Origin of the sequence: Sphingobium cupriresistens LL01 (assembly GCF_001046645.1) — a bacterium.
Lineage (GTDB): Bacteria > Pseudomonadota > Alphaproteobacteria > Sphingomonadales > Sphingomonadaceae > Sphingobium > Sphingobium cupriresistens.
Window position 1 is genome coordinate 7,501 of sequence record NZ_KQ130435.1, and the last position, 16,584, is coordinate 24,084.

At 65.8% G+C, this 16,584-nt stretch carries 17 protein-coding genes (1 of these 17 only partly in view); 4 read left to right on the forward strand and 13 right to left on the reverse strand.

Annotated elements, in window-relative coordinates; all coding sequences use genetic code 11:
• Positions 1–1,256: the 5' portion of a hemolysin family protein gene (locus V473_RS13045; protein WP_066605707.1), read on the reverse strand. It extends 61 nt beyond the left edge of the window; the window shows 1,256 of its 1,317 coding nt (coding positions 1–1,256); its start codon is at positions 1,254–1,256; the stop codon falls past the left edge of the window.
• 152 nt (positions 1,257–1,408) lie between these two features.
• Between V473_RS13045 and V473_RS13050 the strand changes: the two genes are divergently transcribed.
• A complete protein-coding gene (locus tag V473_RS13050; RefSeq protein WP_066607368.1) occupies positions 1,409–2,089 on the forward strand; it encodes a YiaD family glycine zipper/OmpA-like lipoprotein in 681 nt (226 codons plus the stop codon).
• Between the two features lie 94 nt (positions 2,090–2,183).
• Here the strand turns inward: V473_RS13050 and V473_RS13055 are convergent, their stop codons facing one another.
• The 12 genes from V473_RS13055 to V473_RS13110 form a co-directional block, all read right to left on the reverse strand.
• Positions 2,184–2,804, reverse strand: a complete 621-nt coding sequence (locus V473_RS13055; protein WP_066605708.1) for a MarC family protein — start codon at positions 2,802–2,804, stop codon at positions 2,184–2,186.
• Positions 2,801–3,454, reverse strand: coding sequence for a YybH family protein (locus V473_RS13060; RefSeq protein ID WP_066605709.1), 654 nt, complete (start codon positions 3,452–3,454; stop codon positions 2,801–2,803). Before V473_RS13060 ends, V473_RS13055 begins: the two co-directional genes overlap by 4 nt.
• Positions 3,451–4,344 carry a bifunctional methylenetetrahydrofolate dehydrogenase/methenyltetrahydrofolate cyclohydrolase FolD gene (gene folD, locus V473_RS13065; protein ID WP_066605711.1) on the reverse strand — a complete coding sequence of 298 codons (894 nt, stop codon included), beginning with the start codon at positions 4,342–4,344 and terminating at the stop codon, positions 3,451–3,453. Before folD ends, V473_RS13060 begins: the two co-directional genes overlap by 4 nt.
• Positions 4,341–4,682, reverse strand: coding sequence for a DUF167 domain-containing protein (locus V473_RS13070; protein ID WP_066607370.1), 342 nt, complete (start codon positions 4,680–4,682; stop codon positions 4,341–4,343). The genes folD and V473_RS13070 overlap by 4 nt, the downstream gene beginning before the upstream one ends.
• On the reverse strand, positions 4,679–4,993 hold the full coding sequence (locus V473_RS13075) for a YggT family protein (RefSeq protein ID WP_066605714.1): 315 nt from the start codon (positions 4,991–4,993) through the stop codon (positions 4,679–4,681). The genes V473_RS13070 and V473_RS13075 overlap by 4 nt, the downstream gene beginning before the upstream one ends.
• Before the next feature lie 104 nt (positions 4,994–5,097).
• Entirely contained in the window at positions 5,098–5,664 is a 567-nt protein-coding gene (locus V473_RS13080; protein WP_066605716.1) for a DUF1993 domain-containing protein, read from the reverse strand.
• Positions 5,665–5,674: 10 nt separating this feature from the next.
• A complete protein-coding gene (gene argB / locus V473_RS13085) occupies positions 5,675–6,592 on the reverse strand; it encodes an acetylglutamate kinase (protein ID WP_066605722.1) in 918 nt (305 codons plus the stop codon).
• A gap of 300 nt (positions 6,593–6,892) precedes the next feature.
• Positions 6,893–7,567: a queuosine precursor transporter gene (locus V473_RS13090; RefSeq protein ID WP_066605725.1), complete on the reverse strand. Its 675-nt coding sequence runs from the start codon at positions 7,565–7,567 to the stop codon at positions 6,893–6,895.
• 140 nt (positions 7,568–7,707) lie between these two features.
• Entirely contained in the window at positions 7,708–9,222 is a 1,515-nt protein-coding gene (locus V473_RS13095; RefSeq protein WP_066605727.1) for a Ppx/GppA family phosphatase, read from the reverse strand.
• Positions 9,222–11,360: an RNA degradosome polyphosphate kinase gene (locus V473_RS13100; RefSeq protein WP_066605728.1), complete on the reverse strand. Its 2,139-nt coding sequence runs from the start codon at positions 11,358–11,360 to the stop codon at positions 9,222–9,224. Before V473_RS13100 ends, V473_RS13095 begins: the two co-directional genes overlap by 1 nt.
• A gap of 3 nt (positions 11,361–11,363) precedes the next feature.
• Positions 11,364–12,002, reverse strand: coding sequence for a P-loop NTPase family protein (locus tag V473_RS13105; protein WP_066605730.1), 639 nt, complete (start codon positions 12,000–12,002; stop codon positions 11,364–11,366).
• The gene (locus V473_RS13110; RefSeq protein ID WP_066605733.1) at positions 11,999–13,264 is read right to left on the reverse strand and encodes a hypothetical protein; all 1,266 of its coding nucleotides are present in this window, start codon (positions 13,262–13,264) and stop codon (positions 11,999–12,001) included. Before V473_RS13110 ends, V473_RS13105 begins: the two co-directional genes overlap by 4 nt.
• A gap of 188 nt (positions 13,265–13,452) precedes the next feature.
• Here V473_RS13110 and purM point away from each other — a divergent pair, with 188 nt between their 5' ends.
• Genes purM through V473_RS13125 form a run of 3 tightly spaced genes read left to right on the forward strand, consistent with a single transcriptional unit; the run spans position 13,453 to position 16,521 of the window.
• Positions 13,453–14,547: a phosphoribosylformylglycinamidine cyclo-ligase gene (gene purM, locus V473_RS13115; RefSeq protein WP_066605736.1), complete on the forward strand. Its 1,095-nt coding sequence runs from the start codon at positions 13,453–13,455 to the stop codon at positions 14,545–14,547.
• A gap of 51 nt (positions 14,548–14,598) precedes the next feature.
• Complete coding sequence (gene purN / locus V473_RS13120; protein WP_066607371.1) at positions 14,599–15,549, forward strand: phosphoribosylglycinamide formyltransferase; 951 nt, start codon at positions 14,599–14,601, stop codon at positions 15,547–15,549.
• 42 nt (positions 15,550–15,591) lie between these two features.
• Positions 15,592–16,521: an ABC transporter ATP-binding protein gene (locus tag V473_RS13125; RefSeq protein WP_066605737.1), complete on the forward strand. Its 930-nt coding sequence runs from the start codon at positions 15,592–15,594 to the stop codon at positions 16,519–16,521.
• Positions 16,522–16,584 lie beyond the last annotated feature (63 nt).

The following is a 16,584-nucleotide window of genomic DNA, read 5'->3' on the forward strand; positions in this document are numbered from 1 at the left end:
CGCCATCCCTGGTCGTCGATAAAATCGCCCACTTCCGGCAACCGTTTGAGCAGCCACAGCGCATGGCCCGCCACCGTCGCATAGTCGCGGTCTTCGGACAGGTCGATGCCGATCCGCTCGGCCAGTTGGTCAATCGGCATCTGCCCCGACACCAACAGGCTGCCATCGTCCCGCTCGACCATGTCCGGGTCGTCATAGGCGTCGCGGTCCGACGCGAAATGGCCCGCAATCGCCGACAGCAGGTCGGCCGGGGTCACGATCCCCTCGAAATGGCCATATTCGTCATGGACCATCACCATCGGCACGTCGGACCGGCGCAGCACTTCCAGCGCGTCCATCGCATCGACCTGGTCCGGCACCACTTCCGCCCGGCGCATCAGCGCCCCGACATTCAAGGATTCGCCCCGGAACAGCGCGGTCATGATGTCGCGCGCCTGGACGATGCCGATAATGTCCTCCACCGACCCGCGCCCCACCGGCAGGCGGGTGTGCGGCGTTTCCAGCAACCGGGCGCGGATGGTCGCGTCGTCGGCGGCGATGTCGATCCAGTCGACGTCCATCCGCTGGGTCATCACTTCGCGCACCGGCCGGTCGGCCAGCCGCACGACGCCCGATATGATCGCCCGCTCGCTTTCCTCGATGATGCCCGACTTGCTGGCCTCCGCGACGATCAGGTGCAGCTCCTCGGCGGTCACATGATGTTCCGATTCGCGGTCCAGCCGCAGTAATTTGAAGATCAGGCTGCTCGACCCGTCCAGCACCCAAACGATCGGCGCGGTGATCTTCGACAGCCACAGCATCGGCGTCGCGACCAGCACCGCGATCGGTTCGGGCGCGCGCAGCGCGAATTGCTTGGGCACCAGCTCGCCCACGATCAGCGACGCATAGGTGGTCAGGCCGATGACCAGCGCGAACCCGGCATTTTCCGCCAGATTGGGCGACAGGCCCAGCATCTGCAAACGCTCGCCCGTCGGCCCGCCCAGGCTTGCGCCCGAATAGGCGCCCGCGACGATGCCGATCAGGGTGATGCCGATCTGCACCGTGGACAGGAACTTGCCCGGATCGCTGGCCAGCGCCAGCGCGGTGGTCGCGCCCTTGCGCCCTGCCTTCTCCATCCCCTGCAACCGCGGCTTGCGCGCGGAGACGATGGCCAGTTCGGACATGGCGAAGACACCATTCAAGGCGACGAGCGCCAGGATGATGACAAGATCGGCCCAGGGAAAGGGCGTCGGATTATGGAGGGGGATCGTGGCCATGGTGGTCAACTACCTCCTATAACCGCTAATCTTTCAATTTCACAACATCCCCCTCATCATCGGTTCAGTTCGCATGTGGAACAAACGCCATGTTCGACCATTATGAGGGGCAGTCGCTCCTACAGGCGCGAAAAAGACAAGGGAACAGGATCATGAGGATTTCTCACCGCATCATCGGCGCCGCAGGGCTGGCCGCCATGCTTGCCACCACGGCCTGCACGACGGACCCGACCACGGGCCAGCGCAGCATTTCAAAGGCGGCGATCGGCGGCATCGGCGGCGCGCTGGGCGGCTATCTGCTCGGCGATCTGGTCGGCGGCCGCAACGACCGGACCGAAAAGATCCTGGGCGCGGGCATCGGCGCCGTCGCGGGCGCGGGCATCGGCGCCTATATGGACGCCCAGGAACGCAAGCTGCGCGAAGAAACCGCCGGCAGCGGCGTGGACGTGATTCGCGACGGCGACAATCTGCTGCTGCGTATGCCGTCGGGCATCACTTTCGCCTATAATCAGGCGGATGTTCAGCCCCAGTTCCAGCCGACGCTGAACGACGTCGCATCGGTGCTGGCGCAATATCCCAAAACCTATATCGACGTGTACGGCCATACCGACAGTGACGGCGCCGACGCCTATAACCAGACCCTGTCCGAACGCCGCGCCCAGTCGGTCGCCAGCTATCTGGCTGGCAAGGGCGTCCAGTCGGCCCGCATCGGCACGCGCGGCTTTGGCGAGACCCAGCCGATCGCGTCCAACGCGACCGAAGAAGGCAAGGCCGCCAACCGCCGCGTCGAAATCAAGATCGCCCCGGTCACCGAAGCCGACGTGAAGGGCTAAACCATAATATCCGTTCGTTTCGAGCGAAGTCGAGAAACGCCAAGCGCATTGCTAACCGCTTCTCGACACGCTCGAAGCGAACGGAATTGTTCCGTTAAAAACTCGCCTTCAGCCCGTCGATCACGAACTGCGCCGCCAGCGCGGCCAGCAGCACGCCCAGCAGGCGGGTGATCACCGCCTCGATCTTGCGCCCCAGCAGCGCCATCAGCGGTCCCGCCGCGATCAGCGCCCCCAGCATCAGCGCCAGCGTCAACACCACCGCGCCCAGCACCACGCCGCGCTCGGCCATGCCATTGGCGCGCGACATCAAGAGCATCACCGTCGCGATCGATCCCGGCCCGGCGATCATCGGCATCGCCATCGGGAATACTGACACATCCTCGACATGCGGCTCTTCGGTGCTGATCTTGTTCGCCCGATCCTCACGCCGCTGCGTGCGTTTCTCGAACACCATGTCCATCGCGATCATGAACAGCATGATGCCGCCTGCAATGCGGAAACTGTCGAGCGCGATGCCCAGCACGCCCAGCAACTGCTTGCCCCACAGCGCGAAGACCAGCAGGATCGCCGCCGCGATGCCGACCGCGCGGATCGCCATCGCCCGCCGCTGCGCCGGGCTCGCCCCGTTGGTCAGGCTGGCATAGATCGGCGCGCAGCCCGGCGGATCGATGACGACAAACAACGTCACGAAGGCGGAAATGAACAGCTCGATCATGATTCCGCCCTCACCTTGTCGTCGATCACCGTCTCATAGGCCGCGCCGGTCCACATGCGCACCGTCACCTGCCGGCCGCCGTCGGTCGCAACGTCCGCGGTCCAGATCAGGCTCTCGTCGGGCGGTGGCGGCGCATCCCCTTGCTTGACCGACGAAGGCGGCGGCGCATCCCCCTGCGGGCCGCGCTTGCAGGTTGCGACTTTGCCGCTCAAAAACTCCGGCGTCGCGCGCGCGGTGGCCAGCCTGTCGCCATGATCCATGATCCATTGCCAGCGCCCCTTCTTGTCGCGCCGCCAGATGGTCGTAAAATAACCGACCGCTCCGTCCGGCCGGGTCCAGTTGCCGGTGCTGGCGGCCAGATTGCCGTCGCACGACACATAGGCCACCGATGGCGACCAACGCACAGACGCGGCCGGATTGGCCTGTTTCTTCAGCCATTCCTTCGCCACCACCTTCTGCGGCACGAACATCACGGCGTCGTCCGCGGCCGTCTGCGCAAAGGCGGTCCATTGCCCCTTCTCCTGCGCCAGCCGGTTGAACGCGATCTCCGCCGCGATCACGCTGCTGGGATCGGGCTGAAAACGCAGCGGCGGTTTGGCGGCGACCAAAGCCGCCGCACCCAAAAGCAACAGCCCCAGCCGCGCCGTCACAACCCCTCCGGCTTGCCCAGCCCCGCCCGCGCATGGGCCGCGACCAGCGTATTGCGCAACAGCACGGCGATCGTCATCGGCCCGACGCCGCCGGGCACCGGCGTAATCGCGCGGACATGGGCCAGCGCCTCGGCCGTGGCGACATCGCCCACAATCCGGGCCTTGCCATCCTCGGTATCGGTCACGCGGTTGATGCCGACGTCGATCACGGTCGCGCCCGGCTTGATCCACTCGCCCTTCACCATTTCGGCGCGGCCCACGGCGGCCACGACGATGTCGGCGCGATGCACCACGCTCGCCAGATCGCGGGTGCGGCTATGCGCGATCGTCACGGTGCAGCTTTCCGCCAGCAGCAACGCCGCCATCGGCTTGCCCACGATGTTGGACCGGCCCACGACCACGGCCTCCAGCCCGGACAGGTCGCCCAGTTCGTCCTTCAGCAGCATGATGCAGCCCAGCGGCGTGCAGGGCACCAGCGCCTCCTGCCCGGTCGCCAGCTTGCCCGAATTGACGACATGGAAACCGTCCACATCCTTGGCCGGATCGATCGCGCCGATCACGACCGCTTCGTCGATATGCCCCGGCAACGGCAATTGGACCAGGATGCCGTCGATCCGCTCGTCATGATTCAGTTCTTCGATCAGGTCGAGCAGATCCTCCGCGCCGATGCTGTCGGGCCGCTTGAATTCGAAGCTTTCCATGCCCGCCGCGACCGTCATCTTGCCCTTGGACCGGACATAGACGCTGCTGGCCGGGTCTTCGCCCACCAGAACCACCGCAAGCCCCGGCTTGCGCCCGGTCGCCTCGACGAAGCCCGCCACGCCTTCGCCCACCGTGTCGCGCAGGGTGGCGGCGAACGCCTTGCCGTCGATGATCTTGCCGATGGTCATGTCTGTCCTACCCATGTTTCGATAAGCGCGGTCAGGCGCGCCGACGCGCGGCCGCCACCGATGATGCGCAGCCGCTTTAGCCGGTTGGTGTCGCCCGATTCCAGCAAAATCGCGCTGCGCGGCCAATCCAGCCCTTTCGCCAGCAGCGCGATCAGCGCGCCATTGGCCCGGCCCTTTTCCGGCACGGCGCGGACCCGCGCGGACAGCCAGCGCGCATTGCGCTCATCGATCCAGCCACCGCCTATATCCTCTTTCGCCGCACCCGGCGTCAGCCGGACGGCGATCAACAGGTCGTCGCCCGCTATGGTCCAGACGTGGGTCGGACAGACAGGATTCAGGCCGCGGCCCGCATCAGCGCCGCGAACAGATTCTCGCGCACCGGCCCCTGCAATATGATGACCGCCAGCAACACCACCATCGGCGACAGGTCCAGCGCGCCCAGATCGGGCAGCACCTTGCGCACCGGACGATAGAGCGGCTCGGTCATCCGGTCGAGCGCATAGAGGCCGTTGCGGACATATTCGTTCGACGTATTGATGACGTTGAACGCGATCAGCCAGCTCAACACCGCCTGCACGATGATGATCCACCAGATCGCCTCCAGCACGATATAGACGATGCCGTTCAGGGCGTTGAGAAGTTCGAACAAGCTACCGGCCTTCCATGCTGCGCTGCCGCGAATGTAATGTCGTATCTAGCTATCTGCCCCCTGCGCCACAAGCGCCCGACGCGGCTTATTCGATCAACGACAGGTCAGCCCGTGGGCATCGTCCCCGGCCGGATATGGCCGAACATATGCGCGACATAATCCGCTTTGCCCAGAGCAACCCCTTGCGCCCGCAGGATCGCATAGGCGGTCATGACGTGGAAATAAAATTGGGACAGCGTCCAGTCGCGCGCATATTGCTCCGCCGTCAGGTCCAGGATGATGCCGTTGGGCAGCGCGTGGGCGATTTGCGTACCCGCAGCCCCGTCCAGCGCATCGTCCGACAGGCTTTGCAACAGGGCAAGCGCCTCGCCGATCCGCGCCTTCGCCTCCAGAATCGAACCGGGCCGCTCGCCCGCCTCGCGCCCTTCGTTCAGCAATCCGTCCAGCGCGGCGGGGAACGCCTCGCCCTGCAACCGATAGACCGCCTCATGCGCCTGCACGCAGGCGAAGCGGATCTGCGTCGCCAACGGAAACATGTCGGGCGCCAGTCGCGCCGATAGCAACACCTCCGCCTGCGCGGCGGGCAACTGCGCCTGCGCCTTGTCCAGCCAGCCCGACAAAGTGCCCAGCATCTGGCTAAAGGTCGGGACGATCAGCGAAGTCAGCGTCATCAGCCGTTCCTTATTTCCGCACCAGCGTACCGGCGCCCTGGTCGGTGAAGATTTCCAGCAGCATCGCGTGCGGCACCCGCCCGTCCAGGATGACCGCGGCGTCCACCCCGCCCTCGACCGCGCGGACGCAGGTTTCCAGCTTCGGGATCATGCCCCCGCTGATCGTGCCGTCCTGCTGCAACACGGCGATCGCCGCCGGGTCGAGGTCGCTCAGCAACTGCCCCTGCTTGTCCAGCACGCCCGCGACATCGGTCAGCAGGAAGAAGCGCGACGCCTTCAGTTCCGCCGCGATCGCACCCGCCATGGTGTCGGCATTGACATTATAGGTATGGCCATCGGTGCCGATACCCACCGGCGCCACGACCGGAATGATGCCCGCCTGCGCCAGCGTGTCCAGGATGCGCCGGTCGACCGACACCGGATCGCCGACGAAGCCCAGGTCGACATTGCGCTCGATCCCCGAATTGGGGTCCGCCTCGCGCCGGCCGCCGACCTTCTCGCACAGGACCAGCCCGCCATCCTTGCCCGAAATGCCCACCGCACGACCGCCCGCCCCGGCGATCCAGCCGACGATTTCCTTGTTGATCGATCCGGCCAGCACCATCTCGGCGATCTTGGCCGTCTCCGCGTCGGTCACGCGCAACCCGCCGATAAACTGCGATTCGACGCCCAGCTTCTTCAGCATCGCGCCGATCTGCGGCCCGCCGCCATGGACGACGACGACATTGATGCCCACCGCCTTCATCAGCACGACATCCTCGGCGAAATCGCGCGCGGCTTCGGGATCGCCCATGGCATGGCCGCCATATTTCACGACGAAGGTCTTTCCCGCATAACGCTGCATATAGGGCAGCGCCTCGACCAGGGTTTCGGCCTTCGCCAGGAGCGCGGGATCGGGGGCGTGCTTGCTGTTCATGCGCGGGCGCATAAGGCTAAAGGACGCCCGCTGCAAGGTTTGCGCATCGCCCGCCGGCGTACTTTGGAGCGGGAACCTTCAACCTAACTCGCCCCGTTCGTGCTGAGTAGGGGCTGAGCGAAGTCGAAGACCCGTATCGAAGCATCAAGCGCTACGTATAATCCTCCGATACGCCATTTCGACTTCGCTCAATGGCTACTCAGGACGAACGGATTTAGCGCATGTCGTGCGAGCGAAGCGGAAGAAAGTCAAATAATTAGTTCGCCAACTAACGAGAATCATGAACCCGCCACAACTGTCGCACTCCCTGTCTCAGTTGCGATCCAGCCGCCGCCCCAGCGCCACCAGCAGATAGATGACAGGCGGCACCAGCAGCGCCGACAGCAGCACCTTGGCCATCATCTGGCCCAGCAGCAATTCGCCGATCGGAAACACCCCGTAAAAGGCGATCGTCACGAACAGCAATGTGTCGACGATCTGCGACAGGATGCTGGCGATCGCCGCCCGCAACCACAATAGCCGCGCGCCCTCCCTCCCTTTCAGCATCGCGAACAGGGTGACGTTCAGCGTCTGCGAAATGCCATAGGCGATGATCCCGCCTGCCCAAATGCGCGGCGTCCCGCCCATCATCATCGCGAAGGCTTCGGCCCTTTTCGGGTCCATGTCGCCCGCCGCAGGCGCGGCCAGCACGAGGATCGACAGCAGGATCGACGCGATCAGCGGCAGGAAACCGATCTGCACCAGCCGGTTCGCGACCGCGCGGCCATGCAATTCGGCCACCGCGCTGGAAATCGTCACCAGCAGCAGGAAGGCGAAAATCCCCGCCTCCACCGCCAGCGGACCCAGCCCCACCATCGGCCCGACCCCCGCCAGCGGCCCCAACGCGACCTGCTTGTTGCCCAGCACGCCGGCGATGCAGACCATGCCGCCATAAAAGATCGAGAAGGCGAAGAGCGAACGGCTGATGGGCGCGGGGGAAGCAGTCATCGGCCGCCCTTACCGGCAATTACCGCGTAGGGGAAGACAGGTGACGACGGGCCGGAGGGGCGACGGCGCTGACCTCCGTTCGCCCTGAGCCTGTCGAAGGACGCAGCCTCACCTTGCCTAACAAAGCAAAGCCTCCACCCTCACCGCAACAACCGATATTTAACCCCCATCGCCTGCGCCAGATTGCGCAACCGCCGCTCGACCGTCTCGCCATAGAGGTCAGCATCCGAATCCCGCAGTTGCAACTCTATATGCCCCTCCGTCCGGCTCAACCGCGACACCGCCAGCGGCCCTTCGACCCCGCCCGACAGGCGCTGGGCCAGGCGGATCGCCAGCCCCCACAGCGCCGCCCGGCGCAATAATTCGGGCTTCGCCAACAACTCCACGCCCGGCGGACAGCTCATGCCCCCGCCGAAATGGCTATGCAGCGCCTGCGCCAGCATCGCCCGTTCCGGCGCGGTGATCCCCACCCAATTGCTGTGCAGCGCGATCTCCACGCCGCGCTCGGCGCGGAAATCGGGATTGGCGCGCCATCCGACATCGGCCAGCAGGCAGGCGGCCCGGCGGATGCGTCGCGCAGCCGCATCGTCGTCGGCGAACAGCGGCGCAATCCACTTGTCGATCCGGTCGCCATGGCCGCGAAAACGCGCCTGCGCCTCCCCTTCCGCCTCGGCCGCGACCAGCAGCGGGTCATCCGCCCTTATATCCTCCGGCAAAGCTTCATACAGCAGCCCTTCGCGCAGGCCATAGGCCGACACGACCAGCCGACTCGCCTTTAACTGCCGCACCACGACCGACAGCAGGGCGGCCGCGTCGGGCAGCGTCGGCACGCGCGATCCGGTCATCGCCGGGATCTGCTTCAACCGGGTGCGATCGACATGGCTGACGATCCGGGTCAACTGCTCCGCCCGCGCGGCGGTCATCTCATATTGGTGAACGACGGGCAGCGGAAAGCTGGTCAATTGCATGTCGAACCGCGCCAGCGCGCGCCACGACCCGCCGACCAGATAAAAGGGCAGGTCCGGTTCCGGCGTCCATCCCGCCTTCTCCAGCATCTTGACCACGATCCGCTCCAGCATCCGCGGCCCCTTGGCCCGGATTTGCGGCAGGCGCAGCACGCCCAGCGGCAGCGAAATCGTCTGCTCCACCGCTCCGTCCCGGATGCGCGCCAGCTCCAGGCTGCCGCCCCCCAGATCGCCGACGATGCCGTCCGCGTTCGGGATGCCTGACAACACCCCCATCGCCGCGCCGATCGCCTCCTGCGCCCCGGTCAGCAATTCGACCGTCAGCCCCATATCCTTGGCGCGGGCAATGAACTCGCCTCCGTTGGTCGCGTCCCGCACCGCGGCGGTGGCGACGCAGCGTATCTCGGTCACCTTCATCGCCCGGCACAGATGGGCGAAGCGGCCAATGGCGCGCAGCCCCCGGTCCATCGCCTCCGGCTCGATCGCGCCTGTCTTCGCCAGCGACGCGCCCAGCCCCGCCATCACCTTCTCGTTGAACAGGGTGAAAGGAATGCGGCGCGGCCCGTCATAGACGACCAGGCGCACGCTGTTCGATCCGATGTCGATGATCGCGGTGCGCGCATGGGCCGGCTGCGGCGACGTCGCCATGCTCTCGGCGACGGCGCGAACCCGGCTCAGCATCGAATTCATCAGGCGCGTCCACGCAGGCGCAACGTCGGCACCGCTTCATTATCCAGCGCCGCGCCGCGCCCCGACAGCGACGGGTTGGTCATGAAATACCGGTGCAGGTTGAACGGTTTGTCGCCCGCCGCCAGTCGGGTATAATGGCCCTCGCTGTCCAGCGACCAGCTTTGTTCGGTGTCGATCAGGTTGGCGACCATCACCTGGTCCAATATCTGGTCATGCACCGTGGGGTTCTCGATCGGCGCCATGAACTCGACCCGCCGGTCGAAATTGCGCTGCATCCAGTCGGCCGAACTGATGAAGACCTTCGCGCCATTATTGGGCAGCGCCTTGCCGTTGCCGAACACCGCGATGCGGCTATGCTCCAGGAAACGGCCGACGATCGACTTCACCCGGATATTCTCCGACATGCCCGGCACCCCCGGCCGCAGGCAGCATATGCCGCGCACGATCAAATCGATCTGGACCCCCGCATTGCTCGCGGCATACAGCTTCTCGATGATCGCGGGATCGACCACGCTGTTCATCTTCGCCCATATATTGCCCGGCCGCCCGGCGCGGGCATGGTCGATCTCCGCGTCGATCAGGCGGCACAGCGTATCGCGCAGGTCGCGCGGCGACATGACCAGCTTTTCCAGCCGCTCCGGCTCGACATAGCCGGTGATATAGTTGAACAGCGCGGCGGCGTCCCGGCTATAGGCCGGATCGGCGGTGAAGAAGCTGAGGTCCGTATAGATGCGCGCCGTGATCGGGTGATAATTGCCCGTGCCGAAATGGCAGTAGCTGCGGAACTGCTCGCCCTCGCGCCGGATCACCATCGAAATCTTGGCGTGCGTCTTCCAGTCGATGAAGCCATAGACCACCTGCACGCCCGCCCGCTCCAGCGCGTCGGCCCACATCAGATTCTGCTCTTCGTCGAACCGCGCCTTCAACTCGACCACCGCGGTCACGGACTTGCCCGCCTCGGCCGCATCGATCAGCGCCCGGATGATCGCGGACTGCTTGCCCGCACGATACAGCGTCTGCTTGATCGCCACCACATCCGGGTCGACCGCCGCCTGTTTGAGGAAGGATACGACGACGTCGAACGCCTCATAGGGATGGTGGACGACGATGTCCTTGGCCCGGATCGCGGCGAAACAGTCGCCGCCATATTCGCGGATGCGTTCGGGAAAGCGCGGGGCATAGGGTTCGAACTTCAAATCCGGCCGGTCGGCGTCGACGATGCCGGACAGGTCGCCAATGCCGACGAACCCCTCGACCTCGACCACCACCGCTTCATGGCCCTGGAGCATATCCTGCAACATCTCCTCGACCGGTTCGGGGATGCGCTCCTCTATCTCCATGCGGATCACCCGGCCGCGCCGACGCCGCTTGATGGCGCTGCGGAAATGGCGGACCAGATCTTCCGCCTCTTCCTCAATCTCTATGTCGCTGTCGCGGATGATGCGGAACACGCCGCTGTTGCGCACGCGATAGCCGGGGAACAGGTCGGCCGAAAAGCGCCGGATCACCGCCTCCAAAGCCATGTAGCGCGCTGCATCGCCCGGAATCCGCACGAACCGCGCCAGCGTCGGCGGGATCATGACCAGCTCGCGAATCGGCTGCTTGTCCGACAAGCGCTGCAGGTCGAAGATGATCGACAGCCCCTGATTGGGGATGAAGGGGAAGGGATGCGCCGGGTCGAGCGCCTGAGGCGTCAGGATCGGGAAGATCTGCGTCAGGAAATGCTCGCGCAACCATTGGCCGCAGGCCTCGTCCATCTCGCTCGCTGGCCCGATCACCTCGATGCCAACTTGGGCCAATTCGTCGTGAACGGCGCCCCACACCTTCTGCTGCGCCAGCATCAGCCGCGTGCTTTCCTCGGTCAGCGCGGCCAGTTGCTGCGCCGGGGTCAGCCCGTCGGCGGAACGCAGGTCGACATCCTGCAACTGCTGCCCCTTCAGCCCCGCGACCCGGACGGAGAAGAACTCGTCCATGTTCGCGCCGGATATGGACAGGAAACGCAGCCGCTCCAGCAACGGATGGGCGCGGTTCATCGCCTCCTCCAGCACCCGCTGGTTGAACGCCAGCCAGGACAGCTCGCGGTTGAAATAACGGTCGCTGGGCAGCGCCAGGCTGGCGGAGGGATCGGCTTCGGCCACGGATTACTCGCGTTGCGGAGGAGGGGGATCGGGCGGGACTATAGGCAGAAAGCCTGCGGCTTGCAGAGCCTCTTTCGCCAGTGCGACAGAAATCTTGCGTCCAGATGACAATGCGGCGCGGTCCAGCAAATGCGTGACCGCCGCGATTGCGCCATAGCTGCGCTCGACCCGGCGCACCAGCCAGTCGGGCAAGTCGGCGGCATAGCCCGCCCCGGCGGTATCGAACGCCCGCTCGATCAGCGCGCGGGCCAGCGCCTCGTCCGGCTCATGGATCGCGACATGGGTCACGGCCGCCAGCCGCGACCGCAAATCGGGCAGCGCAACGGTCCAGCTCGCCGGCGGCGCCAGCCCCACCATCAGCAACGGCCGCCGTTCGGTCTGCGCCGCGTTCCAGGCATGGAACAGCCGATGCTCGTCCTGCCCTTGGGCATCGTCGATGATCTCGCCGCCGCTGATCCGCGCGAAATGGCGCGCCAGCGTGGATCGGCCCGATCGTGGCGGCCCGGTCAGCACGCTCACCGACAGCGGCCAGTCGCGCCACCGTTCCAGATGCGCGACCGCCTGGGCGTTGGCGTCGCTGACCAGAAAGTCGCCATCACCCGCGCCACCATGCCATTCGAAGGGCAGGCTGATCTGGCTCATTGCGGGGGCGGGGACGCCTGTCGCCGCGTAATCCGCAGCGTCGTGCCGGACACCGCGACGCTATAGCCGCGCGCCTGCAACCCCGCGCGCAGCATGTCGGCCGTGCCGTCGAAGCTGACCTGCATCACCGACGTGCCGCCCAGCGCCAGGCTGCTGGTATTGGCGGCCCGCACGCCGGGGATCGACCGCACCGTCGATTCGCCCGCGCCGATCGACCCGACATCGGGCGTGTCGAACTGGATGGAGAAGCTCGTGCCGGTCGTGACCACGCTCGGCAGTTCGACCGCCTCGACCGGCGCCTCGACCGCATTTTCGATCTCCAGCGCGGCCGGATCGACCGGCTCCTCGATGATGAGCGAGGGGTCGGGCCGCAAGCGGCCATCGTTCAGCGCCCGGATATACAGCTCGTCGATCCGCCGCGCGCCCTCGTCCATCATCTTGGGCAAACCGCTGTCGTTCGACGCGCGCAGCGTCACGCTGCCGATCAGGCTGTTGTCGGGACCATAGCGGGCGGTGAAAGTGCCCGTCACCGGCCCGCCGGGATAGGCCCGGTCGAGCCGCGCGATCGGGATCACCACGTCGGCGGCGCCATATTGGTCGAGCAGCACCCGCCACCACAAGCGCCCGCGCCGCCCGGTCTGGCCGGCGTTCAGCAGGATGGGATCGGCGATCGATCCCGCCACCCGGACATAGTCGATCGCGCTGTCGCCGGTGCGGTATCGCGCCCAGGCCTTCTGCCATTCATTGGTGCGCTCATAGGATACGGCCGATCCGCCGTCCCACAGCACCGGGATCACCAGCAGGGGCGGCGACCGCATCACATTGCCCGACACGCCCAGCAGCGCGCCCGTGCGCGCCCGGTCGAACAAGATGCCCAGCGTCGCGACATAGCGGGTCGGCCCGGCCTGCTCATAATCAATCTCGATGCCCGAAACCATCGCCTCGATCTGCGAATCGGACAGCGCGGGCGCGCCGCCGCCGCCATGGGTCCGCGTCCACAGCATCCGCCACGCCTGCCGCTGCGCCATGCGCCACCCGGTGTAGCGGGCCGTATCGGCATCCTTGGCGAACACATCGACCTTGACCCCGCGCACCTCGAAATCGCCGCCGCTGGCGATCGGCGGCACGCCGCGCTCCCCCTCCATCTGCGCGAACAGGGCGGCGGCCGCGAGGCCGAGCGCAATGGCGAACAGGATCTGGACGGGCCGCGAGAGCAGGCGCACAAGGGCTGCGGGGCGGGTTAGGGACTGGCTCAGGCTCACGCGCGCCCTTTTGGCGACAATTGCCCGCCATGCCAAGCGGCAACGCAAGACTTATCCCCACCTCCGTTCGCCCTGAGCCTGTCGAAGGGCGTTGCGTGCGCCCTTCGACAGGCTCAGGGCGAACGGAGCAAAGTGCTGGACCGCGCGAAACTCGACATATTGCTGTTTCGACCGTAGAGCGCTGCCTCATGAGCGACAACGAATCCTACAGCTACGCCAAGGCTGGCGTCGACATCGCCGCGGGCAACGCCCTTGTCCGCGCCATCGCCCCCTTGGCCAAGGCGACCCGCCGCCCCGGCGCCGACGCCGAACTGGGCGGCTTCGGCGGCTTTTTCGACCTCAAGGCCGCGGGCTATGACGACCCGTTGCTGGTCGCCGCCAACGACGGGGTCGGCACCAAACTGAAACTGGCGATCGACCATGACCGCCATGATGGCGTCGGCGTCGACCTGGTCGCCATGTGCGCCAACGACCTGATCGTCCAGGGCGCCGAGCCCCTCTTCTTCCTCGACTATTACGCCACCGGCAAGCTGCAGAGCGGCGTCGCCGAGCGCGTCATCGCCGGCATCGCGCAGGGCTGCCGTATCGCGGGCTGTGCGCTGATCGGCGGCGAAACCGCCGAAATGCCCGGCATGTACGCCGATGGCGATTATGACCTGGCCGGTTTCTGCGTCGGCGCGGTCGAACGGACCAAAGTTCTGACCGGCAACCGGGTCAAGGCGGGCGACGTCCTGCTCGGCCTCGCTTCTTCGGGCGTTCATAGCAACGGCTTCTCGCTGGTCCGCCGCCTCGCCGCCGACAAGGGCTGGAAGCTCGATCGCCCGGCGATCTTCGATCAGGACGTGCTGCTGATCGACGCGCTGATGGCGCCCACGAAAATCTATGTGAAGAGCCTGCTGCCGCTGGTGCGCGCCGGCATGATCCACGCCCTCGCCCACATCACCGGCGGCGGCCTGCTGGAAAATATCCCGCGCGTCCTGCCCGACGGCTGCCACGCCACCGTCGACGCCGACAGGTGGGAACAGCCGCGCCTGATGGCCTTTCTTCAGGCGCAGGGCCATATCGAGCCGGCAGAAATGGCGCGCACCTTCAATTGCGGCGTCGGCATGGTGCTGGCCGTGGACGAAGCCCATGTCGCCGCCGTCACCAAGGCGCTGGAGGATGCGGGCGAAACCGTCTTTCGCATTGGCGCCGTCAGCGAAGGCGACAAGGGCTGCACCGTCAAGGGCTGCACCGAAACCTGGAGCGCCAAAGCCGACTGGTCGGCGACCCATCTGGGCTGATCTAACAATCCCCCTCCCTTCAGGGAGGGGTCAGGAGAGGGCATGTCGGATATGCACAAAGCAAAAGTCGGCGTCCTGATTTCCGGTCGCGGCTCCAACATGGCCGCCCTGCTCTATGCGGCCAAGGCGCAGGATTGCCCCTATGAGATCGTCCTGGTCGCCGCCAACGATCCGCAAGCCCCCGGCCTGTCCCTGGCCGCTGCGGAGGGCATCGCAACCTTCGGCCAGAGCCACAAGAGCCTAAAGCGCGCCGAATTCGACCAGATCATCGACGCGCAACTCCGCGCGGCCGGCGCCCAATATGTTGCGCTCGCGGGCTATATGCGCCTGCTCTCCCCCGCATTCGTATCGGCATGGGAAAACCGGATGCTCAACATCCACCCCAGCCTGCTGCCCAAATATAAGGGGCTGGATACGCACCAGCGCGCCATCGACGCGGGCGACAGCCATGCCGGCTGCTCGGTCCATATCGTCACGGCCGAACTGGACGACGGCCCGGTGCTGGGCCAGACCCCGGTGGCGATCCTGCCCGGCGATACGCAAGACAGCCTCGCCGCCCGCATCCTGATCGCCGAGCATCAGCTCTACTCCCGCACCCTCGCCGACTTCGTCACCCGCGAACGCCAGCCCGACTGGCTGCTGGGCAAGGTGCGCGAAGCCGCTCTGGCCCTGCCGCAGGCGGACGAGATCGTCTCTCACGGAATGCCCTGCTTCGGCATCGTGAAAGGCAAGAAATTCGCTTACTTCACCCGCGACCATCATGGCGACGGCATCATCGCCGTGCTGGTGAAGACCACCGCGCCAGAGGAACAGGCGACGCTGATGGAAGCCGACCCGGACCGCTATTATCGCCCCGCCTATTTCGGCGCCGAATGGGTCGGCATCCGCCTCGACCTGGGCGACACCGACTGGGATCATGTGGCGGAACGGCTGCGATCAAGCTGGCGGCAGGTCGCACCGAAGAAGCTGATGGGCCTGATGGATATCGCCGACGAGTTTTGATCCTCTTCCTTTTGCCGGCTTCGATCCCCATAGAGTTGAGCCATGACCGACAGCCCTGCCCCCGCCGCCATCCAGATCCGCAACCTCACCAAAGTCTATAAGGGCGGCAAGCGCGCGCTCGACGGCATCAACCTCTCCATCCCGCGCGGTCAGATTTACGGCCTGCTCGGTCCCAATGGCGCGGGCAAGTCGACCACGATCAACATCCTGGCCGGCATGGTGAACAAGAGCGCGGGCGACGTCAGCATCTGGGGCTTCGATATCGACGCCAGCCCGCGCAACGCGAAGAACAGCATCGGCATCGTGCCGCAGGAAATCGTCTTCGACCCCTTCTTCACCCCGTTCGAGACGCTGGAAAATACGGCTGGCTTCTATGGCGTGCCCAAGGACCGCCGCCGCACGATGGAATTGCTGCGCGCGGTGCATCTGGACGACAAGGCCCATGCCTATGCCCGTACCCTGTCGGGCGGCATGAAGCGCCGGCTGCTGGTGGCCAAGGCGATGGTGCACAGCCCCCCGATCCTGGTGCTTGACGAGCCGACCGCGGGCGTCGACGTGCAATTGCGCCAGCAACTGTGGGCCTATGTCCGCGAACTCAATGCGCTGGGCGTGACGATCGTGCTGACCACCCACTATCTCGAAGAAGCCGAGCAATTGTGCGACCGCATCGGCATCATCAACCATGGCAAGGTCATCACCGACAAGCCGACCCGCGAGCTGATCGCCATGGCGCAGGAGAAGGTCGTGCAGGTCACGGTCGATCGCGACGTGACGGTGATCCCCGACGCACCCTGTTTCGAGAAAATAGACCTGTCGGACGACCGCACCCTGACCATCACCTATATGAAGGACCGCGCCAATGCCGGCCAGGTGCTGAGCGCGGTGCAGGCCAGCGGCCTCGCCATCGTCGACGTGGTCACGCGCGACCCGGACCTGGAGGATGTCTTCCTCAACCTGACGGCGGCGGCTTAGGACAGGCGCCATTGCACCGTTCGCCCTGAGCTTGTCGAAGGGTCGTACTTGCCTTCAAAGAAG